This is a genomic window from Lentzea sp. NBRC 102530, from assembly GCF_030269365.1.
Classification (GTDB): domain Bacteria; phylum Actinomycetota; class Actinomycetes; order Mycobacteriales; family Pseudonocardiaceae; genus Lentzea.
The window spans coordinates 686,185-711,051 of the sequence record NZ_BSTF01000001.1; the positions used below are offsets into that span (position 1 = coordinate 686,185).

The 24,867-nt window shown below is 69.0% G+C and carries 25 protein-coding genes; 19 read left to right on the forward strand and 6 right to left on the reverse strand.

Translation table 11 applies throughout. The features are described from left to right. Positions 1 to 73: 73 nt before the first annotated feature. Genes QSK25_RS03070 through QSK25_RS03090 form a run of 5 tightly spaced genes read left to right on the forward strand, consistent with a single transcriptional unit; the run spans position 74 to position 4,064 of the window. Entirely contained in the window at positions 74 to 943 is an 870-nt protein-coding gene (locus tag QSK25_RS03070; protein WP_285632189.1) for an ABC transporter ATP-binding protein, read from the forward strand. A 1-nt stretch (position 944) separates the two neighbouring features. Beyond that, positions 945 to 2,012, forward strand: coding sequence for an ABC transporter permease (locus QSK25_RS03075; RefSeq protein ID WP_285632192.1), 1,068 nt, complete (start codon positions 945 to 947; stop codon positions 2,010 to 2,012). A gap of 4 nt (positions 2,013 to 2,016) precedes the next feature. Continuing rightward, entirely contained in the window at positions 2,017 to 2,928 is a 912-nt protein-coding gene (locus QSK25_RS03080) for a Gfo/Idh/MocA family protein (protein WP_285632196.1), read from the forward strand. A 32-nt stretch (positions 2,929 to 2,960) separates the two neighbouring features. Beyond that, on the forward strand, positions 2,961 to 3,170 hold the full coding sequence (locus tag QSK25_RS03085; protein ID WP_285632199.1) for a hypothetical protein: 210 nt from the start codon (positions 2,961 to 2,963) through the stop codon (positions 3,168 to 3,170). A 21-nt stretch (positions 3,171 to 3,191) separates the two neighbouring features. Continuing rightward, positions 3,192 to 4,064, forward strand: coding sequence for a nucleotide disphospho-sugar-binding domain-containing protein (locus QSK25_RS03090; RefSeq protein WP_285632202.1), 873 nt, complete (start codon positions 3,192 to 3,194; stop codon positions 4,062 to 4,064). Here QSK25_RS03090 and QSK25_RS03095 read toward each other — a convergent pair. Further along, positions 4,039 to 4,881 carry an alpha/beta fold hydrolase gene (locus QSK25_RS03095; RefSeq protein ID WP_285632205.1) on the reverse strand — a complete coding sequence of 281 codons (843 nt, stop codon included), beginning with the start codon at positions 4,879 to 4,881 and terminating at the stop codon, positions 4,039 to 4,041. The genes QSK25_RS03090 and QSK25_RS03095 overlap by 26 nt on opposite strands. 109 nt (positions 4,882 to 4,990) lie before the next feature. Between QSK25_RS03095 and QSK25_RS03100 the strand changes: the two genes are divergently transcribed. Next, entirely contained in the window at positions 4,991 to 5,710 is a 720-nt protein-coding gene (locus QSK25_RS03100; protein ID WP_285632208.1) for an SDR family NAD(P)-dependent oxidoreductase, read from the forward strand. Here QSK25_RS03100 and QSK25_RS03105 read toward each other — a convergent pair. Continuing rightward, on the reverse strand, positions 5,673 to 6,272 hold the full coding sequence (locus QSK25_RS03105) for a DedA family protein (RefSeq protein WP_285632212.1): 600 nt from the start codon (positions 6,270 to 6,272) through the stop codon (positions 5,673 to 5,675). The genes QSK25_RS03100 and QSK25_RS03105 overlap by 38 nt on opposite strands. A 178-nt stretch (positions 6,273 to 6,450) precedes the next feature. Here QSK25_RS03105 and QSK25_RS03110 point away from each other — a divergent pair, with 178 nt between their 5' ends. Beyond that, on the forward strand, positions 6,451 to 6,918 hold the full coding sequence (locus QSK25_RS03110) for a hypothetical protein (protein ID WP_285632215.1): 468 nt from the start codon (positions 6,451 to 6,453) through the stop codon (positions 6,916 to 6,918). Positions 6,919 to 7,046: 128 nt separating this feature from the next. Here QSK25_RS03110 and sucD read toward each other — a convergent pair whose 3' ends face one another. Together sucD and sucC are read right to left on the reverse strand one after the other, a co-directional pair. Further along, positions 7,047 to 7,925 carry a succinate--CoA ligase subunit alpha gene (sucD, locus tag QSK25_RS03115; protein ID WP_285632219.1) on the reverse strand — a complete coding sequence of 293 codons (879 nt, stop codon included), beginning with the start codon at positions 7,923 to 7,925 and terminating at the stop codon, positions 7,047 to 7,049. Next, the gene (gene sucC / locus QSK25_RS03120) at positions 7,925 to 9,025 is read right to left on the reverse strand and encodes an ADP-forming succinate--CoA ligase subunit beta (protein WP_285632222.1); all 1,101 of its coding nucleotides are present in this window, start codon (positions 9,023 to 9,025) and stop codon (positions 7,925 to 7,927) included. The genes sucD and sucC overlap by 1 nt, the downstream gene beginning before the upstream one ends. 126 nt (positions 9,026 to 9,151) lie before the next feature. On the opposite strand from sucC, the gene QSK25_RS03125 reads away from it, so the two are divergent. From QSK25_RS03125 to QSK25_RS03150, 6 genes are all read left to right on the forward strand, one after another. Beyond that, positions 9,152 to 10,849, forward strand: coding sequence for a thiamine pyrophosphate-binding protein (locus QSK25_RS03125; protein WP_285632225.1), 1,698 nt, complete (start codon positions 9,152 to 9,154; stop codon positions 10,847 to 10,849). 10 nt (positions 10,850 to 10,859) lie between these two features. Then, positions 10,860 to 12,089, forward strand: coding sequence for a formyl-CoA transferase (frc, locus tag QSK25_RS03130; RefSeq protein ID WP_285632228.1), 1,230 nt, complete (start codon positions 10,860 to 10,862; stop codon positions 12,087 to 12,089). 21 nt (positions 12,090 to 12,110) lie between these two features. Beyond that, the gene (locus tag QSK25_RS03135; protein WP_285632986.1) at positions 12,111 to 14,258 is read left to right on the forward strand and encodes an acetate--CoA ligase family protein; all 2,148 of its coding nucleotides are present in this window, start codon (positions 12,111 to 12,113) and stop codon (positions 14,256 to 14,258) included. Positions 14,259 to 14,495: 237 nt separating this feature from the next. After that, positions 14,496 to 15,902: an Nramp family divalent metal transporter gene (locus tag QSK25_RS03140; RefSeq protein ID WP_285632231.1), complete on the forward strand. Its 1,407-nt coding sequence runs from the start codon at positions 14,496 to 14,498 to the stop codon at positions 15,900 to 15,902. Then, the gene (locus tag QSK25_RS03145; RefSeq protein ID WP_285632234.1) at positions 15,902 to 16,336 is read left to right on the forward strand and encodes a hypothetical protein; all 435 of its coding nucleotides are present in this window, start codon (positions 15,902 to 15,904) and stop codon (positions 16,334 to 16,336) included. Before QSK25_RS03140 ends, QSK25_RS03145 begins: the two co-directional genes overlap by 1 nt. A 24-nt stretch (positions 16,337 to 16,360) precedes the next feature. Next, complete coding sequence (locus QSK25_RS03150) at positions 16,361 to 17,377, forward strand: TerC family protein (protein ID WP_285632989.1); 1,017 nt, start codon at positions 16,361 to 16,363, stop codon at positions 17,375 to 17,377. Here QSK25_RS03150 and QSK25_RS03155 read toward each other — a convergent pair. After that, a complete protein-coding gene (locus QSK25_RS03155) occupies positions 17,368 to 17,553 on the reverse strand; it encodes a hypothetical protein (RefSeq protein WP_285632237.1) in 186 nt (61 codons plus the stop codon). The two genes, QSK25_RS03150 and QSK25_RS03155, sit on opposite strands and share 10 nt — an antisense overlap. Before the next feature lie 302 nt (positions 17,554 to 17,855). Beyond that, the gene (locus tag QSK25_RS03160) at positions 17,856 to 18,581 is read right to left on the reverse strand and encodes a GntR family transcriptional regulator (protein ID WP_285632240.1); all 726 of its coding nucleotides are present in this window, start codon (positions 18,579 to 18,581) and stop codon (positions 17,856 to 17,858) included. Between the two features lie 107 nt (positions 18,582 to 18,688). Here QSK25_RS03160 and QSK25_RS03165 point away from each other — a divergent pair, with 107 nt between their 5' ends. From QSK25_RS03165 to QSK25_RS03190, 6 genes are all read left to right on the forward strand, one after another. Next, positions 18,689 to 19,666, forward strand: a complete 978-nt coding sequence (locus tag QSK25_RS03165) for a 2-dehydropantoate 2-reductase (RefSeq protein WP_285632243.1) — start codon at positions 18,689 to 18,691, stop codon at positions 19,664 to 19,666. A 1-nt stretch (position 19,667) separates the two neighbouring features. Then, positions 19,668 to 19,850: a LysR family transcriptional regulator gene (locus QSK25_RS45565; RefSeq protein WP_502881797.1), complete on the forward strand. Its 183-nt coding sequence runs from the start codon at positions 19,668 to 19,670 to the stop codon at positions 19,848 to 19,850. Continuing rightward, positions 19,805 to 20,089, forward strand: a complete 285-nt coding sequence (locus tag QSK25_RS03175) for a hypothetical protein (RefSeq protein WP_285632246.1) — start codon at positions 19,805 to 19,807, stop codon at positions 20,087 to 20,089. The genes QSK25_RS45565 and QSK25_RS03175 overlap by 46 nt, the downstream gene beginning before the upstream one ends. A 156-nt stretch (positions 20,090 to 20,245) precedes the next feature. Next, positions 20,246 to 22,171, forward strand: a complete 1,926-nt coding sequence (locus QSK25_RS03180; protein ID WP_285632249.1) for a molybdopterin oxidoreductase family protein — start codon at positions 20,246 to 20,248, stop codon at positions 22,169 to 22,171. Beyond that, complete coding sequence (locus tag QSK25_RS03185; protein ID WP_285632251.1) at positions 22,172 to 23,941, forward strand: NAD(P)H-dependent oxidoreductase subunit E; 1,770 nt, start codon at positions 22,172 to 22,174, stop codon at positions 23,939 to 23,941. It abuts the gene before it with no gap. Further along, positions 23,938 to 24,861 carry a 2Fe-2S iron-sulfur cluster-binding protein gene (locus QSK25_RS03190; RefSeq protein ID WP_285632263.1) on the forward strand — a complete coding sequence of 308 codons (924 nt, stop codon included), beginning with the start codon at positions 23,938 to 23,940 and terminating at the stop codon, positions 24,859 to 24,861. Before QSK25_RS03185 ends, QSK25_RS03190 begins: the two co-directional genes overlap by 4 nt. Positions 24,862 to 24,867 lie beyond the last annotated feature (6 nt).

The following is a 24,867-nucleotide window of genomic DNA, read 5'->3' on the forward strand; positions in this document are numbered from 1 at the left end:
GGAAGGGGTCCTCCGCGAGGATGATGCCGCGCGGCGGACGCGATCTTGAACGCCGCGCTCTACCGTTCCTCCCATGTTGACTGTCAGGGGGATCAGCCGGAGCTTCGGCGATCACAAGGTGCTGGACGAGGTGAGCTTCGACGTCCGGCCCGGCCGGATGACGGGCTTCCTGGGCGCCAACGGGTCGGGCAAGACGACCACGATGCGCATCGTGCTGGGGGTGCTCGCCGCGCACGGGGGTGCGGTGAGCTGGAACGGTCAGGAGCTCACGCCGCAGAGCAGGCCCGACTTCGGTTACATGCCGGAGGAACGCGGCCTCTACCCGAAGATGAAGGTGCGCGAGCAGATCACCTGGCTCGCGCGGTTGCACGGCGTCGACCGCGAGACCGCGCAGCGCAACACCGACGCGCTCCTGGAGGACCTGGAGCTGACCGGCCGGGCGAACGACCGGCTGGAGGAGTTGTCGCTCGGCAACCAGCAGCGCGTGCAGATCGCGGCCGCGCTGGTGCACGACCCGGCCGTGCTGATCCTCGACGAGCCGTTCTCCGGCCTCGACCCGATCGCCGTCGAGACCGTGCTGGACGTGTTGCGCAAGCGCGCCGCCGCCGGGGTTCCGGTGCTGTTCTCGAGCCACCAGCTGGCCATCGTGGAACGGCTCTGCGACGACGTCGTGATCATCTCGAAGGGGCGGATCGTGGCCAACGGGTCGCGGGAGGACCTGCGCGCCCGGCACGCGGGCAGCCGCTACGAGATCGTCGTCGCGGAGGACGCGGGCTGGGTGCGGGACGTGCCCGGCGCTCAGATCCTCGAGCTCGACGGCCCGCGCGCGGTCTTCGAGGCGGAACCCCAGCAGGTGCTGCGGGCCGCTCTCGACCGCGGCGAGGTGCGCTCGTTCACCCCGGTCGTGCCCACGCTCGACGAGATCTTCAAGGAAGTGATCTGACATGGCCCGCGCCTCCTTCGGTCAGGCGACGTGGCTCGTCGCCGAACGCGAGATGAAGACCCTGGTGACCACCAAGGGCTTCTGGATCGGCTTCGCCTTCACCATCGTCGCGTTGTTCGCGCTCACCGTGCTGCCGACCGTGTTCGGCGGGGACGACCCCAAGGTCGCCGCGGTCGGGTCGGCCGCGCAGGCGGTGCAGGGCAAGGCACTCGACGTCCAGCAGGTCGCCACCGTCGAGGAAGCGGCCGACCTGGTCAGGGCCGACGACGTCGAGGCCGCGATCGTGCCCGACGGCGCCGGCATCAAGGTCCTCGCGCTCAACGACCCGCCCAACGACGTGATCCGCCAGCTCGTCGAGTCGCCCCCGGTCGAGCTGCTCGACCCGTCGGCGGTGACCTCGGCCCAGCGTTCGGTCACGGTGATCGTGTTCGGGCTGGTGTTCCTCATGTTCGGCATGGGCGGCGCGGCCATCGCGCAGAGCACCGTGACCGAGAAGCAGACGCGGATCGTGGAGATCCTCGTGTCGACGGTCCCGGTCCGGGCGTTGCTCGCCGGCAAGATCCTCGGGCACACGATCCTCACCCTCGGCCAGGTCGTGGTGCTGGCGCTGGTGGCACCGATCGCGTTGCGGGTGGCCGATCTCGGCACCCTGCTGGGGGTGGTCGCGCCCGCGCTGGGCTGGTTCGTGCCGTTCCTGATGTTCGGGTTCGTGCTGATCTCGTCGATGTGGGCGGTCGCGGGCGCGCTGGTCAGCCGCCAGGAGGACCTCGGCTCGACCATGGGCCTCGTGATGATCGCGGTGATGGGCCCGTACTTCGGCGTGCAGTTCTTCTACGAGAACCCGACGGTGCTCAAGGTGATGTCGTTCGTGCCGTTCACGGCCGGTGTCGCGATGCCCGTCCGGCTGTTCTCCCAGCAGGCGGCGGCGTGGGAGGCGGTGCTCTCGCTGGCCGTCCTCGCCGCCACCGTCGTGGCGATGCTGCTGGTCGCGTCCCGCCTCTACACCGGCTCGCTGCTGCAGACCGGCGCACGGGTGAAGCTGTCGAAGGCGTGGGCACCGGCAGAATAGGCGCATGATCGCTGACCCGATTCGCCTCGCCGTCGTCGGCCTGGGAGCCATGGGCACCCGGATGCTGACGGCGGCGCAGGCACATCCCGAGTACACCGTGGTCGCGGGCGTCGACGTCGCACCCAAGGCGCTCGACGTCCCGGTCGTCACGAACCTCGACGACGTCCTGTCCGAAGTGGACGCCGTGTACGTCTCGACGCCGCCCGCCTCGCACGCCGGGCTGGTGCTGAAGGCGTTCGCCGCGGGCAAGGCGGTGTTCTGCGAGAAGCCCCTGGCCGTCGGCCTGGACGAGGCCCGCGCGATGGCGGACGCGGCCGCCGGACGGCCGAACGCGGTGAACTTCGCCCTGTCGGACATGGCCGCGACGGTCGAGATCGAACGCAGGCTCCCGGAGTCGGGCACGCTGCGGGGCGTCGAGATCCGGTTGCAGTTCCCGGTGTGGCCGCGTGCCTTCCAGGCCGACGCCACCTGGCTGTCCCGGTCCGAGCAGGGCGGGTTCGTGCGCGAGGTGTTGTCGCACTTCGTCTACCTCACGGATCGGGTGCTCGGGCCGCTCACGGTCGAGTCGGTGTCGTCGGACTTCCCCGGTCCCGGTGAGGCCGAGGTCGCCGCGCGAGGGGTGTTGCGGGGCAGTGGCGTGCCGGTGCACGTGTCGGCGTTCTCCGGGCTCGCCGGGCCCGAGGTCTACGAGTGGACCGCCTGGGGCACCGAGCGGTCGCTGCGCCTCGACCAGTGGGCGTTGCTGTCCACTTCGGACGGTGGCGCGTGGGAACGGGTGCCGCTGGAGCAGACCGGGTCGGACTACTCCCGGCTCACGCTCTTCGCCCAGGCGGTGAAGGGCGAGCACCCGCGGGACCTCGCGGACTTCGCGAGCGGCCTGCGCGTCGCCGAGGTGGTCGAGGCGTTCCTGCGCTGAATCGGTTGCGCGCGTTCGGCAGGATCAGGGCAATGGGGATCCTGTTCGTCACGCTCGCAGGTCATGGTCACGTCACGCCGACCCTCGCAGTCGTCGCGGAACTGGCCGCACGGGGTGCCGAGGTCGAGTACGCGACCGGCGCCGAACACGCGGAGGCGGTGACCGGAGCGGGCGCGCGGTGGGGGGAACTCCCCGCGCTGCCCGGCTTCCGGCCCGTCACCGCCAACCCGATCGACGAGTGATTTCCGCACTACTTCAAGGCGATGGCCGCGACCTACCCGGTCCTGCTCGACCACTGCCGGGCCGCGCGGCCCGACCTGGTCGTCTACGACTCCACCAACTGGCCCGCGCGGCTGATCGCGCGCGCACTGGGTGTGCAGGCTGTGCGCACGGTGCCGCACACCGCGTCCAACGCGCATTACAACCTCATGGACGCGAACGTCGCGCGCCACATCGCCGACGACCTGGCGGAGTTCGTCGCCGAACACGACGTCGACCTCGACATCCCGAGCACGATCGAGGCGCCCGAGGCGTGCAGCATCGTGTTCGTGCCACGCGAGTTCCAGCCACGTCAGGAGACGTTCGACGACTCGTTCCACTTCGTCGGCCCGGTGCTGGGGGAGCGGGCCGACGAGGAGTGGCGGCCGCGCAGGGACGACGTGCCGCTGGTGTTCGTCTCGCTCGGCTCGGTGCTGAGCGACGCCGGCTTCTACCGGGCCTGCCTCGACCAGTTCGGCGACGGCGCGTGGCAGGTGGCGATGACCGCGCGCGACGTCGAGGGGACCGGGCACGCCGACGTGCGGCCGTGGTTCCCGCAGCCCGCGGTGCTGAAGCACGCCAGGGCGTTCATCAGCCACGGCGGCATGAACTCCACGATGGAGGCGCTGCACGCGGGCGTGCCGCTGGTCGTCGTCCCGCAGACGCCGGAACAGGCCGCGAACGCCGACCGCGTCGCCGAACTCGGCCTGGGCGAACGGGTCGACGACCACGCGGACCTGCGCGCGGCCGTCGACCGGGTGGCCGCCGACGGCACGATCCGGCGGAACCTCGACCGGATGCGTGCCGCGATCCACGACAGCGGCGGCGCCGGGCGGGCCGCCGACGTCGTCCTCAGCCGAGCACCTCGCGGAGCTTGACCGCGAACTCCTCCGGCTTGCCCGCGTAGCCGAACTCGCCGCCGATGAACCCGCCGTGGTGGCTGGGGAACACGACGGCCTCCTGGCCGAGCAACCGTGCCGTGTGGACGGCCGTGCGCGCGGTGAACGCGTCACCGGTCTCCTCGCCCACGGCGATCACGATCCGCGTGGGCGCGGCGGCCAGGTCGTCGACGCGGGGGTGGTAGTCGGTGATGGCGAGCGAGGCGGTGCCGAGCAACGGGTCGTCGCGCTTGCCGTCGTCCTCCGCCGGCATGCCGAACTGCGCGGGATCGGGCAGCGGCAACGCGAAGTACTCGTCGGTGTACTCGCCCTGGTACGAGCTCATGTGGATGAACGCCGCCATGCCGGCGCCTTGGCCCTTGGCCTGGTAGGCGTCCATGAAGGCGTCACGGGCCTTGCGCGCGGCGGCCGCGTCGGGCAGCACGTCGATCAGGGGCGGTTCGTGCGCGACGAGCGTGACGACGTCGTTCGGGTAGGCCGCGACGAGTTCCAGCGCCGTGACCGCGCCGCCGCTGGACGCGAACAGGTCGACCGGTCCGCCCACGGCCTCGATCACCGCGTGCACGTCACCCGCCTGGATCTGCGGCGTGTTGTCGGTGCGACCGTCCGAACGGGTGCTGCGGCCGAGGCCGCGCGGGTCGTAGGTGATGACGGTGCGGTCGGGGAACTGGGCGCGCAGCGCGGTGAACCCGCTGGCGTCCATCGGCTGGCCGATCATCATCAGCGGACGGCCACCGGAGCCGCTCACGTCGTACGTGATGGTCGCGCCGTCTGTGTCAAGAGTGCGGGTTTCCATGTGATTCTCCCCAGCGGAGTCGGGTGTGAGCAGCCTAGTCACAGACATGAACCGGTAGGGGCTGACAAGCCGATCGACCTGCATGTGTTCCGCTGTTATGAAGGACCGCATGACGCGAACAGCAGTGGTGACCGGCGGCGGCACGGGCATCGGCAGGGCGGTGGCGGCCCGGCTCGTCGAGCAGGGCCTCGAAGTGGTGGTCACGGGACGCCGGGAGGACGTCCTGAAGGCGGCGGCGGAGGAGATCGGCGCGCGGGCGGTCGTGTTCGACGCGGCGGACCCGGATTCGGTGGAGGCGGCGCTGAGCGACCTGCCGTCCACTGTGGACGTCCTGGTGAACAACGCGGGCGGCAACATGACCCGGCGCCTGCCCGCGCCGCGGAACCTGACCGACGTGAAGAACCTGTGGCTCGCGAACTACGAGTCCAACGTGATCAGCGCGGTCCTCGTGACGACCGCGCTGGAACCGCGCCTGGCCGACAACGCCCGCGTGGTGACGCTCGGGTCGATCGCCGGGCGGCGCGGCTCGGGTGCGTACGGGGCGGCCAAGTCCGCGGTCGAGGCGTGGACGGCGGACCTCGCGTTCGCCCTGGGGGCCAGGGGGATCACGGTCAACGTCGTGTCGCCCGGTGTCGTCGAGGACACCGAGTTCTTCGGCGGGACGCTGTCGGAGGAACGGCGCAGGAAGCTCGTCGGCAACCCGGCGAACGGCCGCGCGGGCACGCCCGCCGACGTCGCCGCGGCGATCACGTTCCTGACCACGCCGGAGGCCGGGCACATCACCGCCCAGGTCATCGGTGTGAACGGCGGAGCCGGGCTCGGACGCTGAACCCGATGACCGCGAGCAGCACGACCAGCAGCGCGATCCACGAGAACTCCGCGAGGTAGTGCTCGGCGGCCTCTCCGACGAAGTAGACGGCCGCGGTCGTGCCGCCGGCCCACGCAACGCCGCCCGCTGCGTTGGCCAGCAGGAACTTCCCGTAGTGCATGCCCATCGTGGCCGCGAGCGGACCCGACAGGATCCGCAGCAACGCCACGAACCGGCCGAAGAAGACCGCCCAGGCGCCGTGCCTCTGGAACAGCGCCTGGGCCTTCTCGACCTTGTCCTGGCTGAAGTGGCCGGGGAACTTCTCACCCGCCCAGCCGAAGATCCGCTCGCCGAACCGCTTGCCCAGCGCGTACCCGGCGCTGTCGCCGATGATCGCCCCGGCCGACGCGGCGACGCCGACCCAGAGCGGTGAGATCCCGTCGTGGTGCGACGCCATCAGCGCCGCCGCGACCAGCACGACCTCGCCCGGCAGCGGGATCCCCATGCTCTCGACGCCGACCACCAGGCCTACCACCAGGTAGACCAGCAACGGCGGAACGGCGTGGAGCCACTCGGTCAGCACACCCGCGATCTTCCCCCAACCGGGCGGGAACGGCCACGAGACACGGCCGTCTCGGTGGTGCGCTGATCATCCAGGCCTGAGGGGCTGTTCTGGCGAGCCGGTTCGGGTCACTGCTGCGTCAGTGGCGGCAGCGGGCGGGGCTCGGTCAGGAGGCGGTCGCCGGGCGTGCCGGGGTGGGGTGCGCACGGTGCGCGGGCTGGAGACCGGCGAACGCTGTGATCCGCGGATGGGCACCGTGCGCGCGTTGGCCGACGCGCTGGAGCTTTCCGCTGATGAATGCGTTGAGCTGTTCTGCGCTGCCGGGCAGGACGAGACCGTTGCCGTCGAGCCGGTCCGGTTCGACCCGTTGCACGAGGCCGTCGAGGCGCTGAAGGTCGCGGTCGAGGCCCGGTGGCGGCGCGAGGAGGAGCAGCGGCAGGTCCACGCCCCGTTCCTCGCCGGGCCGGGACCCGGCGGGACGTCGGCGTTGGTGGACTCGCGGCGGGTGCCGCCGGTGCTGGAGGAGGTGCGCCGGGGCGGCGCGCAGGCCGTGCTGAAATTCGTGAAGCAGGCGCTGCCGGTGATCGGGGACAGGGCGGAGAACGGCTCGGCCGAGCTGCCCGCGGTCGCGCGTGGCACGGACCGCGAGGAGCTACCGGTCGGCTGAGCACGGCGGGTCGGGCCCTGATCCCCGGTGCCCGACCCGCCGCACTCGTCAACCGGTGCGACCCGCCGCACTCGTCAACCGGTGCGACCCGCCGTGCTCGTCAACCGGTGCCGACCCGCTGCGACACCTCAGCTGGTCAGGATCGCGCGCGCCAGGGCGGCGGTCTCGGACGGCGTCCTGCCGACCTCGATCCCCACCGCCTCCATCGCCTGCTTCTTGGCCTCCGCCGTGCCCGAGGACCCCGAGACGATCGCCCCGGCATGCCCCATCGTCTTGCCCTCGGGCGCGGTGAACCCGGCCACGTAGCCGACAACAGGCTTGGACACGTTGTCCCGCACGAACTCCGCCGCTCGTTCCTCCGCGTCACCGCCGATCTCCCCGATCATCACGATCAGCTCGGTCTCCGGGTCGGCCTCGAACGCCGCGATCGCGTCGATGTGCGTCGTGCCCACGATCGGGTCGCCGCCGATGCCGACGCACGTGGTGAAGCCGAAGTCCTTCAGCTCGTGCATCAGCTGGTACGTCAGCGTTCCCGACTTCGACACGAGCCCGATCGACCCGGGCTTGGTGATGTCCGCCGGGATGATCCCGGCGTTGGACTTGCCGGGGCTGATGATGCCGGGGCAGTTGGGGCCGATGATCCGCGTGGACGAACCGGCGGCGTGCGCCCAGAACCGGGCCGTGTCGTGGACCGGGACGCCTTCGGTGATCACCACGGCGAGCCCGATGCCCGCGTCCACCGCCTCGATCACCGCGTCACCGGTGAACGCGGGCGGCACGAAGAGCACCGACACGGTGGCTCCGGTCGCCTCCATCGCCTCGGTCACCGTGCCGAACACCGGCAGCGTCACGTCGTCGAAGTCGAGGGACGTGCCCGCCTTGCGCGCGTTCACACCGCCGACCACCCGCGTGCCTGCCGCGAGCATGCGCCGGGTGTGCTTCGTGCCCTCCGCGCCCGTCATGCCTTGGACGACCACACGGCTGTTCTCGTCGAGGAAGATCGCCATCAGGACTCCTTACCAGCGAGGGCGGCGGCACGGCCGGCCGCGTCGTCCATCGTGTGCGCCACGGTGATCAGCGGGTGCCGTGCCTCGTCGAGGATCCGGTGGCCCGCCTCGGCGTTGTTGCCGTCGAGCCTCACCACCAGCGGCTTGTCGGCGCGATCACCGAGCATCCCCAGGGCCTGCACGATCCCGTTGGCCACCGCGTCGCACGCGGTGATGCCGCCGAACACGTTCACGAACACGCTGCGGACCGACGGGTCCGAGAGGATCACGTCGAGGCCGTCGGCCATCACCTGGGCCGACGCGCCGCCGCCGATGTCGAGGAAGTTCGCGGGCGCGGCGCCCGCCAGCGCCACGACGTCCAATGTGGACATGACGAGGCCCGCGCCGTTGCCGATGACACCGACGGTGCCGTCGAGCTTGACGTAGTTCAGCCCCTTCCCGGCGGCCCGCACCTCCAGCGGGTCACCGTGCACGTCGTCCGCGCTTCGAGAGTGCCGGAACGACGCGTTGTCGTCCAGCGTCACTTTCCCGTCCAACGCGACGATTCGCCCGTCCTCGGTGCGCGCCAAAGGGTTCACCTCGACGAGAGTCGCGTCTTCGGAGACGAAGACCTTCCACAACGCGGAAGCGACGTCGTTGACCTGCAAAGCAACTTCCGGGGGAAACACTCCAGATGCGTCGAAGGACGAAGCTGGCATCCGGGTGATGGAGTCCGCCATCTCCTCGATCTCCATGCCGCCCGTCGCCGAGGCCATCCCGATGAACGTCCTGTTGGCACGGTCGAGCAGGAACGACAGGTAGTACTCCTCGGCGATCTCGCTCGCCTCGGTGACGAGCACCTTGTGCACGGTGTGGCCCTTGATGTCCATCCCCAGGATGGCCGTGGCCGCCGTGAAAGCTTCGTCGGGCGTCGAAGCGAGTTTGATGCCGCCGGCCTTGCCGCGGCCGCCGGTCTTCACCTGTGCCTTCACGACGACCGTGCCGCCGAGCCTCGTGGCTGCCTCGCGCGCGGACTCAGGAGTGTCCGCCACGAAACCACGCGGAACGGGCACCCCGTAGCGCTCGAAGAGGTCCCGCGCCTCGTGTTCGAAAAGATCCACCGTCTACGTCCTCTCGCCGAAAACTTGCGGCCATCTATGGACATCCGGTTGGTAGCGGAGTAACGATATGCCTACCTCATACGGTATGCAATCTACAGTCGAAGCGCCAAGGGGAGCTGATCGCCGATGACGAGTTCCGCGGAGCCGGAGTCGATTCCTGAGTCCATCTCTGGTGGCCACCTGGTGGCGAAGGCACTCAAAGCCGAGGGCGTCGACACCATCTTCACGCTGTGCGGCGGGCACATCATCGACATCTACGACGGCTGCGTGGACGAGGGCATCGCCGTCATCGACGTCCGGCACGAACAGGTCGCGGCGCACGCGGCCGACGGGTACGCCCGCATCACCGGCAAGCCCGGTTGTGCCGTCGTCACGGCGGGGCCGGGCACCACCGACGCCGTCACGGGCGTCGCCAACGCGTTCCGCGCGGAGAGCCCGATGCTGCTGATCGGCGGCCAGGGTGCGTTGAGCCAGCACAAGATGGGCTCACTGCAGGACCTCCCGCACGTCGACATGATGACGCCGATCACCAAGTTCTCGGCGAACGTTCCGCACACCGCCCGCATCGCGGACATGGTGTCGATGGCGTTCCGCGAGGCCAACGCCGGCGCGCCCGGACCGTCGTTCCTGGAGATCCCGCGCGACGTCCTGGACGCCAAGGTGCCCGTCTCGCAGGCACGGGTACCCCAGGCCGGCCACTACCGCGCCTCCACCCGCAGCCTCGGCGACCCCGCGGACGTCGAGAGGCTCGCGGACCTCCTGGTCAACGCGAAGAAGCCCGCGATCCTGCTGGGCAGCCAGGTGTGGACGACGCGCGCCACCGACTCGGCCATCGAGCTCGTGCGCACGCTCAACATCCCCGCCTACATGAACGGCGCGGGCCGCGGCACCCTCCCGCCCGGCGACCCGCACCACTTCCAGCTGTCGCGCCGCTACGCCTTCGACAACGCCGACGTCATCGTGATCGTCGGCACCCCGTTCGACTTCCGGATGGGCTACGGCCGAAGGCTTTCCGCGAACGCGACGGTCGTCCAGATCGACCTCGACTACCGCACCGTCGGCAAGAACCGCGACGTCGACCTCGGCATCGTCGGTGACGCCGACCTGGTCCTGTCCGCCGTCACGCAGGCCTCGTCCGGTCGCGAGGACAACGGCGCGATGGGTCGCAAGGTGTGGCTCGAGGAACTGCAGGCGGTCGAGGAGAAGGCCCGGCAGAAGCGGGCCGAGCACCTCCTGTCCGACGACCGGCCGATCCACCCGTACCGGTTGGTCAACGAGATCAACGACTTCCTCACCGAGGACTCGATCTACATCGGCGACGGAGGCGACGTCGTCACCTTCTCCGGCCAGGTCGTGCAGCCGAAGTCGCCCGGCCACTGGATGGACCCCGGTCCACTCGGGACGCTCGGCGTCGGCATCCCGTTCGTGCTGGCCGCGAAACTGGCCAGGCCGGACAAGGAGGTCGTCGCGCTCTTCGGTGACGGCGCGTTCTCCCTCACCGGCTGGGACTTCGAGACGCTGGTCCGCTACGACCTGCCGTTCGTCGGCATCGTCGGCAACAACTCGTCGATGAACCAGATCCGCTACGGCCAGGCGGCCAAGTACGGGCTGGAACGCGAGCGCGTCGGCAACACGCTCGGCGACGTCAAGTACGACCAGTTCGCCAAGATGCTCGGCGGCTACGGCGAGGAAGTCCGCGACCCCGAGGACATCGGGCCCGCCCTGCGGCGCGCCCGGGAGTCCGGCAAGCCGTCGCTGATCAACGTGTGGATCGACCCCGACGTGTACGCGCCCGGGACCATGAACCAGACGATGTACAAGTAGGTGAGCTGAGATGGCCAAGGCCCTGGAGGGCGTCAAAGTCCTCGACATGACGCACGTCCAATCCGGACCGTCCTCGACCCAGCTGCTCGCCTGGCTGGGCGCGGACGTCATCAAGCTGGAGACGCCCGGCAAGGGTGACATCACCCGCGGGCAGCTGCGCGATCTGCCCGAAGTGGACAGTCTCTACTTCACGATGCTCAACTGCAACAAGCGGAGCATCACGCTCAACATGAAGTCTCCCGAGGGCAAGGAGGTCTTCGAGAAGCTCATCGCCGACGTCGACGTCCTCGTCGAGAACTTCGGCCCCGGCGTCGTCGAGCGGTTCGGCTACCCGTGGGAGAAGCTCCAGGAGCTCAACGACCGGCTCGTCTACGCGTCGATCAAGGGTTTCGGGCCCGGCCGCTACGCCGACTTCAAGGCGTACGAGGTGATCGCGCAGGCGATGGGCGGCTCGATGAGCACCACCGGGTTCGAGGAGGGGCCGCCGCTCGCCACGGGCGCGCAGATCGGTGACTCGGGCACCGGCATCCACCTGGTGGCCGCGATCCTGGCCGCTCTGTACCAGAGGACGAACACCGGGCGCGGCCAGCGCGTCCAGGTGGCGATGCAGGACGCCGTCCTCAACCTGTGCCGGGTGAAGCTGCGCGACCAGCAGCGGCTCACCCACGGGCCGCTGGGGGAGTACCCGAACGAGCAGTTCGGGGACGAGGTGCCCCGCTCCGGCAACGCATCCGGTGGTGGCCAGCCCGGCTGGGCGGTGCGCTGTGCCCCCGGCGGCCCCAACGACTACATCTACGTGATCATCCAGCCCGTCGGCTGGGCCCCGCTGACCGAGCTGATCGGCAGGCCCGAGCTCGCCGACGACCCGGCCTGGGCCACCCCGGAGGTCCGGCTGTCCAAACTGGACAAGGCGTTCGCGCTGATCGAGGAGTGGACGGAGAAGCACACCAAGTGGGAGGTGATGGACCAGCTCAACGCCCACAACATCCCGTGCGGACCCATCCTGTCCACCAAGGAGATCATCGAGGACGAGACGCTCGCCGAGCTGGGCACCGTCGTCGAGGTCGAGCACCCCGAGCGCGGCACGTTCAAGACGGTCGGCAACCCGCTCAAGCTCTCCGACAACGACGTGCCGGTCCAGCGCCCGCCGTTGCTCGGTGAGCACAACGACGAGGTCCTCGGAGCACTCGGCTACAGCGCGGACCGCCTCGCGGGACTGCGCGCCGCCGGCGTCATCTAATCCTTGAGGGAGAAGAAATCCATGCCGGACAACGGCTACGACCGCGCCGCGGTCGAGAACGTACTCGCGAAGGTGCGGGCCGAGGGACGGTCGTCCCTCACCGCACCGGAGGGCAAGCGGGTCTGCGACGCCTACGGCATCGCGACCCCGGCCGAGGCGCTGGCGAAGTCGTCGGAGGGCGCCGTCGCGTTCGCCGAGGAGATCGGCTACCCGGTCGTGCTGAAGATCGTCTCGCCGGACATCCTGCACAAGACCGAGGCCGGCGGCGTGCTGGTGGGCCTGCGGAACGCGGCCGAGGTCGCCGAGGGCTACCGGACGATCATCCACAACGCCGGGAACCACAAGGCGGATGCGGACATCACCGGTGTCCAGGTCCAGCAGCAGCTCCCGACCGGCAACGAGGTCCACGAGGTCATCGTGGGCGCCACCACCGACGAGACGTTCGGCAAGATCGTCGCGTTCGGCCTCGGCGGCATCCTCGTGGAGGTGCTCAAGGACGTCACCTTCCGGCTGGCGCCCACCAGCGCCGCGGAAGCGCTCTCCATGGTGAACGGCATCGCGGCCGCCGAGATCCTCAAGGGCGTCCGCGGTGCCGAGGGAGTCGACGCGGGCAAGCTCGCCGACCTCATCCACCGCGTCTCCGACCTGGTGAGCGACTTCCCGCAACTCGCCGAGGTCGACCTCAACCCGGTGCTCGCCACGCCGTCGGGCGCCACGGCGGTCGACGTCCGCATCCTGGTGGACGAGAACGCCGCCAAGGAACCGGTCCGGTTCACGCAGGAGGAGATCCTCGCGTCGATGAACCGGATCATGAAGCCGTCCGCGATCGCCGTGATCGGTGCCTCGAACGAAGAGGGCAAGATCGGCAACTCGGTGATGAAGAACCTCGTCAACGGCGGCTACGGGGGCACGATCTACCCGATCAACCCCAAGGCGGACGAGATCCTCGACATCAAGGCGTTCGCGAGCATCGGCGACGTGCCGGGAGACGTCGACGTCGCGGTGTTCGCCATCCCGGCCAAGTTCGTGCCCGCCGCTCTCGAAGAGGTCGGCCGCAAGGGCGTCGGCGGCGCGATCATGATCCCGTCCGGCTTCGGCGAGACGGGCAACGTCGAGCTGCAGAACGAGATCGTGGAGATCGCGCGCAAGCACGGCGTCCGCATCCTCGGCCCGAACATCTACGGTTACTACTACACGCCGGAGAACCTGAGCGCGACGTTCTGCACGCCGTACGACGTCAAGGGCGGTGTCGCCCTCACGTCGCAAAGTGGCGGAATCGGCATGGCGATCCTCGGGTTCAGCCGTTCCGCGGGTATGGGCGTCTCGTCCATCGTGGGGGTGGGCAACAAGGCCGACATCGACGAGGACGACCTGCTGACGTTCTTCGAGTCCGACCCGAACACCCAGCTCGTCGCGATGCACCTGGAAGACCTCAAGGACGGTCGTTCCTTCGCGGAAACGGCGAAACGCGTCTCGGCGAAGAAGCCGGTCGTCGTGCTGAAGGCCGGCCGGACCGACCAGGGTGCCAAGGCCGCGAGCTCGCACACCGGCGCGCTCGCCGGCAACGACCGGGTCTACGACGACATCCTCAGGCAGAGCGGCGTGATCCGCGCCCCCGGCCTGAACGACCTGCTGGAGTACGCGCGCGGCATCCCGCTGCTCGCGACGCCGAAGGGCGAGAACGTCGTCATCATCACCGGCGCGGGCGGCTCGGGCGTGCTGCTCTCGGATGCCTGCGTGGACAACGGACTCAGCCTGATGACCATCCCGGACGACCTGGACGCGGCGTTCCGGGAGTTCATCCCGCCCTTCGGCGCGGCGGGCAACCCCGTCGACATCACCGGCGGGGAACCGCCCTCGACGTACCGGAACACGATCGCGCTCGGTCTGGCCGACGAGCGGATCCACTCGTTGATCCTGGGCTACTGGCACACCATCGTCACGCCTCCGATGGTGTTCGCGAAGCTCGTGGTCGACGTCGTGGAGGAGTACCGGGCGAACGGGATCCACAAGCCGGTCGTCGCCTCCCTCGCGGGCGACGTGCAGGTGGAGGAGGCCAGTGAGTACCTGTACCGGAACGGAGTGGTTGCGTATCCGTACACAACGGAGAAGCCTGTCGCAGTACTGGGTGCCAAGTACCGCTGGGCTCGTGCTGCCGGCTTGCTGTAGATGAGTCGTGGGTGGTCGTGGTCTTGGGAGAGACCGCGACCACCCCGGCATGCAAGGAGAGATGGCCCGTCCGCGACCTTGACACGCCCACGGTCGCGAACCCGCCAGGGAGGTCAACGAAGACAGCCGGTCCTCTGGAGGTCGTTACCCGTGGATGATCCAAATCTGGCAGCCCGCACGGAAACCAGTTCCCCTCCCGAAAAGGAGCGGGTCTGGGCCGCGGGCAAGCTGGAAGCGATGCCCATCAGGAAACTCCCCGACGCACCACCGTCGATCCACCTGCTCGGTCCCACGGTGTTCCTGGTGGCCCTCGGCGTGGGCATGGGCGAGGCCTACATGTGGCCTCGGCTGGTGTTGTTGTTCGGGCCGGACATCCGATGGCTCTTCTTGATCGGCGTGACCCTGCAGGCCGTCGTGATGCTGGAGATGGCCCGCTACGCCATGGCGACGGGCGAGAGCATCTTCTTCGGCGCGGCCCGCGTGTTCAAACCGATCATGTGGTTCTTCTTCGTCGTCGCCATGGCCGTCTACATCTGGCCCGGTCACCTCTCCGCGGGTGCGGCGGCGCTGGAACGGATCACCGGCATACCCTGGACGGTCTCGGCCGTCGTGGGCCTGATCCTCGTCGGCGTGCTGTTCAGTCTGGCGAAGGTCATCTACAACCTGCTGGAAAACCTGCTGTCCATCCTCATCGGCGTGCTCGTGGTGAGCACGGCCGTCGTGGCGGCGATGGTGGGTACGTGGAACGACCTGGTCTCCACCGTGGTCGGCATGTTCCAGTTCGGCTACATGCCGGCGGACGCCCTGTCCGCCACCTGGTTCCCGGTGATCGTCGGCTCGATCGCGTTCGCGGGACCGTCCGGCATGCAGCAGATGTGGTACACGCTGCACCTGCGCGACAGCGGCGCCGGCATGGGCGCGCACATCCCCAAGGTGCGCGGTCTGCGGCACGCGGGCCAGGAAGAGGAAATGCCCAGCCGGGGCTTCATGTTCGACACCTCGGACCCCGCCGAGATGCAGAAGTGGAAGGGCTGGCGGCGCTGGGTCACGTTCGACGCGCTGTTGTTGTTCTGGGGCATCACGATGCTCGTGACGATCTCGTTCACCGTGCTCGCGCAGGCGGCGAACCGGGAGAGCCCGAACGTGAAGGCCCTGATCGAGGCGGGCGAACGGGAAGCGGCGCTCAACGGCATGTCGGACGCCTTCGCGTCTGCGGGTGGACCAGTGCTCGGAGCGGTCTTCCTCGGCTTCATCGCGTTGATCGGTCTCAACGCGACGCTGGGCCTGTTCGACTCCTTCTCGCGCGGTCAGGCCGACATGGCCTACCACTTCGTGCCCGGCGCGAAGCGGTTCCGCATGTCGCACCTCTACGCGGGATTCCTCTGGTGCGTCATCACGTTCGGCATCATCATCCTGCTGTGGGGACCCGCTGACGGACCGGGCGCGATCCTCGACGTGCTCGCGTTCCTGTCGACGTTCGCGATGGGCGCCTACTGCGTGGTGTTGCTGCTCGTGAACAACCGGATGCTGCCGAAACCCATCCGTCCCAAGCTGATCACGAACATCATCGTGGGACTCGGCGCCGTCTTCTACCTCGGCATGCTGTTCTACAGCCTGATCCGGTTCGGAGTCGTGGTGGACTGATGGACGTTCGAGAAGCAGTCCCCGGTGCGGCGGTGGGTCTCGCCGCCGGAGTGGTCGCGGGCGGGCTGGCGGCCCTGGTCGGCCAGCCCTTCTCGTGGGCACTCGTCACGATGTGCGCGCTCGGTGTGCCGCTGGCGCTGCTCGGCGGCGGACTCGGCGTGCTCATGGCGTCAGGCCGGCTGCCGCGCGGGCGGTTCGCTCCTGTCGCGCTGTTCTGGCTGGTGGGCTTCCCGCTCGCGAGGCTGGTGCACGAGATCTCCGTGAGCCTGGTGCTCACCGGCCAGGTCCGCCTGCCCGCGGATCTGGCCGGTTTCCTCGCCTACCAGGGACTCGTGAGCCTCGGCTGGGCGATCGGGTTCCTGTGGCTGCACGAACGGATCGCGCTGCGCATGCGCACGCGTGCCGCGCCCGTTGCCGCCACGACGTCCCGCTGACCTTCCGCCGGAGGAGCGAGAATGCTGGATCTTCCCGTCTGGGTGTGGATCGCGACGATGGGTGGCATCGCCGCCATCATCGCGTTCGACTTCTACCTCGTCGTCCGCAAACCGCACGAGCCGTCGTTCCGCGAATCGCTTTACTGGGTGCTCTTCTACGTCGGCCTGGCCGTCCTGTTCGGACTCGGCGTCACGATCTTCGCCGGGCCCGGTCACGGCGGTGAGTTCTTCGCCGGCTGGATCACCGAGTACTCGCTGAGCGTCGACAACCTGTTCGTGTTCGTGATCATCATGGCCCGGTTCGCGGTGCCCCGCGAGTACCGCCAGAAGGTGCTCATCGTCGGCATCATCCTGGCCTTGCTGTTGCGAGCCGTCTTCATCGCCGCTGGAGCACAGGCGATCGCACGGTTCGACTGGCTGTTCTACTTCTTCGGCGCGTTCCTCATCTTCACCGCGTGGAAGCTGGTGAAGCAGGACGAGGCCGAGGAGGCCGACGTTCCGGAGAACGCCGCACTGCGCGCGGTGAAGAGGTTCCTGCCGGCCACGAACGTCTACCACGGTGCGTCGTTGACGACGCGCGTCGACGGAAAACGCGTCGTGACACCGATGCTGGTCGTCATGGTCGCGGTGGGCACGACCGACCTGTTGTTCGCCGTCGACTCCATCCCGGCGATCTTCGGACTCACCAAGGAGCCGTACCTGGTGCTGACCGCCAACGCGTTCGCGTTGATGGGCCTGCGTCAGCTCTTCTTCCTGGTGGGCGGTCTCCTGGATCGCCTGGTGCACCTGAGCAAGGGTCTCGCGGTGGTGCTCGCGTTCATCGGGTTCAAACTCATCTTCGAGGCGCTGCACCACCACGGTGTCTCGTGGGCCCCGGAGATCCCGATCGTGGTGTCCCTCGGGGTCATCGTCGTGACGCTCGCCGTCACGACGGTGTGGAGCCTGCATTCCTCACGCCGGGCAGCTCAGTCCGCCGTGGAGGATGCCGAGAGTGCGCGCAGGAGCGAAGAAGACGCTCCTGTGAAGGACTCTCAGCCGTGAATCGTGTGGCCCTCGGCGTCCTTGCGGAGCGTCTTGGCCACAGCCGCCTGGGCCTCGGCGTCCTTGCGCTGCTCCGTCAGCGCGGTGGACAGTCCGAGGCCCAGCGCGCGGCCGTCCGCGGAGGAACCCTCCCGGGGCTGGGTGAGGGAGCGCGCGAAGTTCTTGAAGCGGGACATGGCTTTCCTTCTTTCAACCTCGATGGTGGTTCCCGGCGCGCCCGGAACGAGGGCGCGCGGCAGCCGGACGGGCAGCAGCCTGACCGGCGCCGTCGCACGGGAACGTCAGGGTTGCGGCCGGGGGCATGTCCACCGGGTACCCGTTTCTCGAGCACTCGGTGGGAGTCCTCTCGCGGGTCTCCGGTGACCCCGTCCCTGACGCGATTCAGCATACTGCGTTTTGTATGCAATCGGCCGCCATCGTGTCGCGGATCACCCGTACGGTACCAAATGACCGATGTGGGTGATCCGAGAGTGACGACTCAGTCGCTGTCCGTGGAGCTTTCGGACGTCTTGCGGTCGTGATAGGTCTGGCGGGTCTGCTCCGCGTGGTTGTGCATGACCTCGCCGGCCCGCTCCACGTCTCCCTCGGCGATGGCCGCGACCAGTTCGGCGTGCTCGTTCCAGGAGTCGCGGCTGCGCGGGCGGGCGATCGGGGTGTAGTACCAGCGCACCCGGCGGTCGACCAGCCCGATCATCTCGGACAGGACCTTGTTGCGGCCGATCGCCGCGACGGCCGCGTGCAGGTCGGCGTTCGCCTTGACCAGGCGCTCGACGTTCGCGGCCACCAGGGCCTCCTCGCCCGCCTTCTGCAGCTTCCTGAGAAGCTTCACGTCGGCGGCGGTGGCGTGCTCGGCGGCGAGCTTCGCCGAGTAGGTCTCCAGCACGCTGCGCACGGCGAGCAGCTGGTCGGCTTCTTCTTCGGTCGGGGTGTGCACGAAAGCGCCCTGGGCGGGCCGGAGATCGACCCAGCCGTCGGTCTGCAGGCGCTGCAGGGCTTCGCGCACCGGCTGCCTGCTCACGCCCAGGTACTCGGCGAGCTCGGCCTCGACCAGGTGCTGGCCGGGGGCGAGGGTGCGGTTGACGATGAGTTCCAGCAAGGCGTCGTAGACGGCCTGTCGCAGTGGTGCGGGCCGTTCGACCCGGCGGGTCGCGGCGGCGCTGAGGGAGCCGCGCGGTGCCCGGCGGCCACTGGGCAAAGAGGTCATGTCAGACAGACTACAGCTTTTCGTATGCAAAAAGCACTTCTGGAACAAGGTGAGTGTCGTACGTATACTGTATGCAATCTTGCCGTGTCGGCAGAGCGGGGCGTGCCATGAAGATCGCTGTTCTCGGAGCCGGAGCGATCGGTGCCTACGTCGGAGCGGCCTTGCACCGGGCCGGCGTGGAAGTCCACCTGATCGCGCGAGGAGCCCATCTCGCCGCAATGCGGGAGCACGGCGTGCGGGTGCTGAGTCCGCGCGGTGATTTCACCGCGCGTCCACATGCGACCTCCGATCCCGCCGAGGTGGGCGAGGTCGACTACGTTTTCCTCGGTCTGAAGGCGTACTCCTACGCGTCGTCAGGCGATCTGCTGGCCCCGTTGACGGGGCCGGGCACCGCGGTGATCGCCGCGCAGAACGGGATCCCGTGGTGGTACTTCCACGGCATGACCGGACATCCCCTGGAGGGACGCCGGATCGAGGCCGTGGACCCCGGCGGGTCCGTCACCGCCGTGCTGCCGATGGAACGCGCGATCGGCTGCGTCGTCTACTGCTCCACGGAGATCGAGGAACCGGGCGTGATCCGGCACCTCGAGGGCACCCGGTTCTCGATCGGCGAACCGGACCGGTCGATCTCCCCGCGGTGCGTCGCGCTGAGCGAGGCGATGATCGCGGGCGGGCTGAAGTGCCCGGTGGAGTCCGACGTCCGCGAGGACATCTGGATCAAGCTCATGGGCAACGTGGCGTTCAACCCGTTGAGCGCACTGACCCGCGCGACGATGGCCGAGATCTGCGAGCACGACGACAGCCGCGACCTGGTGGCGCAGATGATGGCGGAGACCCTGACCATCGCGCGGGCGGCGGGCTGCGACCCGCAGATCTCGATCGACAAGCGCATCGACGGCGCCCGCCGGGTCGGGCACCACAAGACGTCGATGCTGCAGGACCTGGAGGCGGGCAAGCGCCTCGAGCACGACGCGATCATCGCCGCGGTGGTGGAGATCGCCGAGCTCACCCGCGTGCCGGCACCGACGCTGCGGCACGTCTACGCGGCGATCGACCTGCTCTCCCGCACGTCGCTGGTGACCTGAGTTGCTGCTGCGACAGCTGGAGTACCTGGTCGCCCTGGCCCGTGAACGCCACTTCGCGCGAGCCGCCGCGGCCTGTCACGTGTCCCAGCCGTCGTTGTCGGCGGCGATCGGGAACGGGTCCTGCTGTGGGCGCACCGCATGCTCGCCGACCGCGACGCGCTGCGGCAGGACCTGTCCCGCATGAGGGAGTCGCTGTCGGGAATCCTCCGGATCGGAGCCATCCCGATGTTCGGCACGCCGGAAGGGATGCGGGTGGTGCGCATCGAGGATCCCCGGCTGGTGCCGCAGATCGGGCCCGTGGTGGGGGACCGGGAACCGGTGTCGCTGCCGGCACGGGCGATGTTCGGGCTCACCCCCGGGCTGGACGTGCGCGGCGAACTGGACCGCGTGCTGCACGAGCACCTCGACCGGACCGACGTCTGACGGAGGCCCGGCCGATTCCGTTCGCCAAGGCCGTTACAGCTGCGGTCTATGAGGCGATAGTCCTGTTCTCTCAACGCGGTTCGTCGTCAAGAAACCGCAACAGGGACTAGCGCGCACAGAAGATTGCATACAGTATGTGGGGAGGAGGTGCAGACGATGAGCAGGCGGAAGAAGACCGAGCCCTACGTGCGGCTCACCCAGCCCCTGGTGCGTGACGCGGGAGTTCTGCGGCCGGCGAGCTGGGACGAGGCGCTGGACTCCGCAGCGGAGGGCTTCCGCAGGAACGTCGCGCTCGGCGGCCCCGACGCGTTCGGGATGTTCTCCTGTGCGCGGGCCACCAACGAGATGAACTACATGGCCCAGAAGTTCACCAGGGCCGTCATCGGGACGAACAACGTCGACTCGTGCAACCGCACGTGTCACGCGCCGAGCGTGGCGGGTCTGGCCAAGGTGTTCGGCAGCGGCGGTGGAACCTCCTCCTACCAGGAGATCGAGGACGCCGACCTGATCGTGCTCTGGGGGTCGAACGCCCGCGAGGCGCACCCGATCTTCTTCCAGCACGTGCTGAAGGCCGTGCACAAGGGTGCGAAGCTCTACGTCGTCGACCCGCGGCTGACCAGTACCGGCAAGTGGGCGCACAAGTGGTTGCGGCTCAGAGTCGGCACGGACATCCCGCTGGCGCACGCGATCGCGCGCGAGATCATCGCGTCGAACCTGACGAACACGTCGTTCGTCGAGCGCGCCACCGAGGGCTTCCCGGAGTTCGTGAAGGCCGTCGAGCCGTGGACGTTGCCGGTCGCCGAACTGGAGACCGGAGTGCCCGCCGAGCTGATCCGCGAACTCGCGCACGCCTACGCCAAGGCGGACCGCGGCCAGCTCAGCTGGACGCTCGGCATCACCGAACACCACAACGGCACCGACAACGTGCTGAGCCTGATCAACCTGTCGCTGCTGACCGGCCAGGTCGGCCGCTACGGCGCGGGGCTGAACCCGTTGCGCGGGCAGAACAACGTGCAGGGCGGCGGCGACATGGGCGCCATCCCCGACCGGCTGCCCGGCTTCCAGGACATCACCGACCCGGGCGTCGCCAAGAAGTTCAACGACGCGTGGGGCTCGAACTTCAAGGCCGCCAAGGGCTGGAACCTCACCCAGATGCTCGAGGCGATGGAACGCGGTGACATGACCACCGTGTACATCATCGGCGAGAACCCGGTGCAGTCCGAGGCCGACTGCGAGCACACGATCAAGCGACTGTCCAACCTGGACCACGTGGTGGTGCAGGACATCTTCCTCACCAAGACCGCGCAGCTCGCCCACGTCGTGCTGCCCGCCGCGGCCGCCTGGTGCGAGACCGACGGCACGTTCACCAACAGCGAGCGCCGGGTGCAGCGCGTCCGCAAGGCGTTGACGCCACCGGAAGGTGCCCGCGACGACATCGAGATCATGGGCGAGATCGCGACGCGGCTCGGCGCGCACTGGCAGCACAAGACCGGCGAGGACGTGTGGGACGAGCTGCGCAGCCTGTCGCCGATCCACACCGGCATGACCTACGACCGGCTCGAGAAGCTCGGTGGCATCCAGTGGCCGTGCCCGGACGAGAACTCCCTCGAACCCAGCTTCCTGCACGGCAGGCTCTGGGAGGAGGACCCGGTGAAGCGCGGCATGCCCGCGACGTTCTCCCCGGTGCCGCACAGCCCGCCCGTCGACGAGCTGACGAGTGAGTTCCCGTTCCGGCTCACCACCGGACGCCGGCTCGACTCCTACAACACCGGGGTGCAGTCGAACGGCTTCGAGTCGCCGTTGCGCATCGGCGAGACGCTCGACCTGTGCCCGGAGGACGCCCGCGTGCTCGGCGTCGAGGCGGGCGAGGAGGTGTCGATCACGAGCAGGCGCGGCCAGATCCAGGCGCCGGTGCGGATCGACGAGGGGCTGACGCCGGGGCTCGTCTTCATGACGTTCCACTTCCCGGACGAGATCGACGTCAACGTCCTGACGATCGAGGCGACCTGCCCGATCGCCGGCACCGCCGAGTACAAGGCCGCGGCCGTCCGCATCGACAAGCTTCCGGTGAAGGTGGGCTGAGTGGATCTCAAACTGCTCGACGTCGAACCGTCCGAGGCCGAACGCGTCGTCGTCGACCTGTTTGCGGGGATGGGCAGGGACCAGCTCCTGCCCGCCCTGCACGCGGTCAACGACAGGGTCGGCTGGATCAGCCGGGGCGCGCTGAACCACATCTGCCGCGTCCTGCACGTCCCGCCCGCCGAGGCGTACGGGGTGGCGAGCTTCTACTCGTTGTTCTCGCTGACCGAACGCCCGGCGAAGGTCACGCACGTGTGCGTCGACCTGGCCTGCCAGGTCAACGGCGCGAAAGCGTTGTGCGACCGGCTGACCAGCGAGCTCGGACCGGCCGGGGCGAAGAGTGGTTGGGTGCGCAGCCCGTGTCTCGGGGTGTGCGAGAAGGCCCCGGTGGCGCTCGCGTTCGAGGCGGGGGAGGTGGCGGCGGAGCAGCTCCTGGCGCCTGCCACCGCCGAGGAGGTGATCGCGGTGGCGGCCGCCGGTCCCTCCCACGTGGACGGTGGGCGCGCCGAGGTGCCGCAGGCCGGTGACCCCGGTCTGCGGCTGCTCAAACGGGTTGGCGTCGTCGACCCGGAGTCGCTCGACGACTACCGGGCGACGGGCGGCTACGCGGCGTTGCGGACGGCGCTGCACCTGGGGCCGTCCGGGGTGATTCGCGAGGTCACCGACGCGAAGCTGATGGGCCGCGGCGGTGCGGCGTTCCCGACGGGACGCAAGTGGGACGCGACCGCCCGCCAACCCGTGCGGCCGCACTACCTGGTGTGCAACGCGGACGAGAGCGAGCCCGGCACGTTCAAGGACCGCCTGCTGATGGAGGGCGACCCGTACGCGGTGATCGAGTCGATGACGATCGCCGGGTTCGCGGCCGGCTGCTCGCGCGGCTACCTCTACCTGCGCGGCGAGTACCCGCGGGCGTTGCACCTGCTGCGCAACGCGATCGCCAGGGCGAAGGAGCGCAACTTCCTCGGCGAGAACATCATGGGTCACCGGGGTTTCTCGTTCGACATCGAGATCCGCCGCGGCGCGGGCGCCTACATCTGCGGCGAGGAAACGGCGATCTTCAACTCTATCGAGGGCTTCCGCGGCGAGCCGCGCTCGAAGCCGCCGTTCCCGGTGGAGTCGGGCCTGTTCGGCAAGCCGACGGTGGTCAACAACGTGGAGACACTGGTCAACGTGCCGGTGATCCTCACGGAGGGGTGTGAGGCCTACACCGCCATCGGCACCCCCGGCTCGGCGGGACCGAAGCTGTTCTGCCTGTCGGGCAACGTCAGTCGTCCGGGCGTGTACGAGGTGCCGTTCGGCACCACGCTCGGGGAACTCCTCGATCTGGCGGGTGGCGTGCCGCCAGGCCGGGAGCTGCGAGCGGTACTGCTCGGCGGGGCGGCAGGCGGGTTCGTCCGCCCGGACGAGCTCGACCTGCCGCTCACCATGGAGGACGCGCGGGCCGCGAACACCACGCTCGGTTCCGGTGTCGTGCTGGTCCTCGACGACACGGCCGACCTGGGCGCCTTCCTGTTGCGCATCGCCGCGTTCTTCCGCGACGAGTCGTGCGGCCAGTGCGTGCCGTGCCGGATCGGCACCGTGCGCCAGGAGGAGGCGATGGCGCGGCTGGTGGGCAGACGCCCGCTGAGCACGTCGGCCGAGGACCTCCAGCTGCTGAAGGAGGTCGGGCAGGTCATGCGCGACTCGTCCATCTGCGGTCTGGGCCAGACCGCCTGGAACGCCATCGAATCAGCCCTGTACCGGCTGGGGTACGCAGAGGAGGCGGCGTCATGACCATCGTCGAAATCGGCCTGCCGAAGCGTCTGGTCGAGCTGACGCTGGACGGGGAGCCGGTGCGCGTGCCCGAGGGCGCGACGATCCTGGACGCCTGTACGGCACAAGGGAAATCCATCCCGACGCTGTGCTACGGCGACACGCTCGAACCCGCAAACGCTTGCCGCGTCTGCATGGTCGAGGTCGAGGGATCGCGCACGCTCGTGCCGTCGTGCTCGCGCAAGGCAGAGCCCGGCATGGTCGTGCACACCGACTCCGAACGCACCAAGCACAGCCGCAAGCTGGTGCTCGAACTCCTCGGGTCCGCCACGGACCTCTCCACCACGCCGCACGTGGACGAGTGGATGTCCGCGTGCGGTGCCGACCCCTCCCGCTTCGGCCCGCCGGCACCGCCGTCGACCGATCGGGACGACCGCCGCCCCGGCGAGCACGAGGAGCCGGACGGCCAGACGGCCGCGACCGTGCGGCAACCGACCAAAGTGGACAATCCGCTGTACGTCCGCGATCTGGGCAAGTGCATCATGTGTTACAAGTGCGTGGACGCGTGCGGCGACCAGTGGCAGAACACCTTCGCGATCTCGGTGGCCGGCCGGGGTTTCGACTCGCGGATCTCCACGGAGTTCGCCACGCCGCTGCCCGAAAGCGCTTGCGTGTACTGCGGCAACTGCATCGAGGTCTGCCCCACGGGTGCGCTGAGCTTCAAGCGCGAGCACGACAAGCGCGAGGACGGCACCTGGGACGAAGAGGCCCAGACGCAGACCACGACCATCTGCACGTTCTGCGGTGTCGGGTGCAACCTCACCCTGCACGTGCAGGACAACGAGATCGTGAAGGTCACGTCTCCGCACGAAAGCACTGTCACGCACGGAAACCTGTGCATCAAGGGGCGTTTCGGCTGGCAGCACGTGCAAAACCGCTGATCAAAG

Bases quoted from the DNA above. Each gene is read 5' to 3' on its own strand.
- QSK25_RS03070 (WP_285632189.1), top strand. From the start codon at position 74: ATGTTGACTGTCAGGGGGATCAGCCGGAGCTTCGGCGATCACAAGGTG.
- QSK25_RS03075 (WP_285632192.1), top strand. From the start codon at position 945: ATGGCCCGCGCCTCCTTCGGTCAGGCGACGTGGCTCGTCGCCGAACGC.
- QSK25_RS03080 (WP_285632196.1), top strand. From the start codon at position 2,017: ATGATCGCTGACCCGATTCGCCTCGCCGTCGTCGGCCTGGGAGCCATG.
- QSK25_RS03085 (WP_285632199.1), top strand. From the start codon at position 2,961: ATGGGGATCCTGTTCGTCACGCTCGCAGGTCATGGTCACGTCACGCCG.
- QSK25_RS03090 (WP_285632202.1), top strand. From the start codon at position 3,192: ATGGCCGCGACCTACCCGGTCCTGCTCGACCACTGCCGGGCCGCGCGG.
- QSK25_RS03095 (WP_285632205.1), bottom strand. From the start codon at position 4,881: ATGGAAACCCGCACTCTTGACACAGACGGCGCGACCATCACGTACGAC.
- QSK25_RS03100 (WP_285632208.1), top strand. From the start codon at position 4,991: ATGACGCGAACAGCAGTGGTGACCGGCGGCGGCACGGGCATCGGCAGG.
- sucD (WP_285632219.1), bottom strand. From the start codon at position 7,925: ATGGCGATCTTCCTCGACGAGAACAGCCGTGTGGTCGTCCAAGGCATG.
- QSK25_RS03125 (WP_285632225.1), top strand. From the start codon at position 9,152: ATGACGAGTTCCGCGGAGCCGGAGTCGATTCCTGAGTCCATCTCTGGT.
- frc (WP_285632228.1), top strand. From the start codon at position 10,860: ATGGCCAAGGCCCTGGAGGGCGTCAAAGTCCTCGACATGACGCACGTC.
- QSK25_RS03135 (WP_285632986.1), top strand. From the start codon at position 12,111: ATGCCGGACAACGGCTACGACCGCGCCGCGGTCGAGAACGTACTCGCG.
- QSK25_RS03140 (WP_285632231.1), top strand. From the start codon at position 14,496: ATGCCCATCAGGAAACTCCCCGACGCACCACCGTCGATCCACCTGCTC.
- QSK25_RS03145 (WP_285632234.1), top strand. From the start codon at position 15,902: ATGGACGTTCGAGAAGCAGTCCCCGGTGCGGCGGTGGGTCTCGCCGCC.
- QSK25_RS03155 (WP_285632237.1), bottom strand. From the start codon at position 17,553: ATGTCCCGCTTCAAGAACTTCGCGCGCTCCCTCACCCAGCCCCGGGAG.
- QSK25_RS03160 (WP_285632240.1), bottom strand. From the start codon at position 18,581: ATGACCTCTTTGCCCAGTGGCCGCCGGGCACCGCGCGGCTCCCTCAGC.
- QSK25_RS03165 (WP_285632243.1), top strand. From the start codon at position 18,689: ATGAAGATCGCTGTTCTCGGAGCCGGAGCGATCGGTGCCTACGTCGGA.
- QSK25_RS03175 (WP_285632246.1), top strand. From the start codon at position 19,805: ATGCTCGCCGACCGCGACGCGCTGCGGCAGGACCTGTCCCGCATGAGG.
- QSK25_RS03180 (WP_285632249.1), top strand. From the start codon at position 20,246: ATGAGCAGGCGGAAGAAGACCGAGCCCTACGTGCGGCTCACCCAGCCC.
- QSK25_RS03190 (WP_285632263.1), top strand. From the start codon at position 23,938: ATGACCATCGTCGAAATCGGCCTGCCGAAGCGTCTGGTCGAGCTGACG.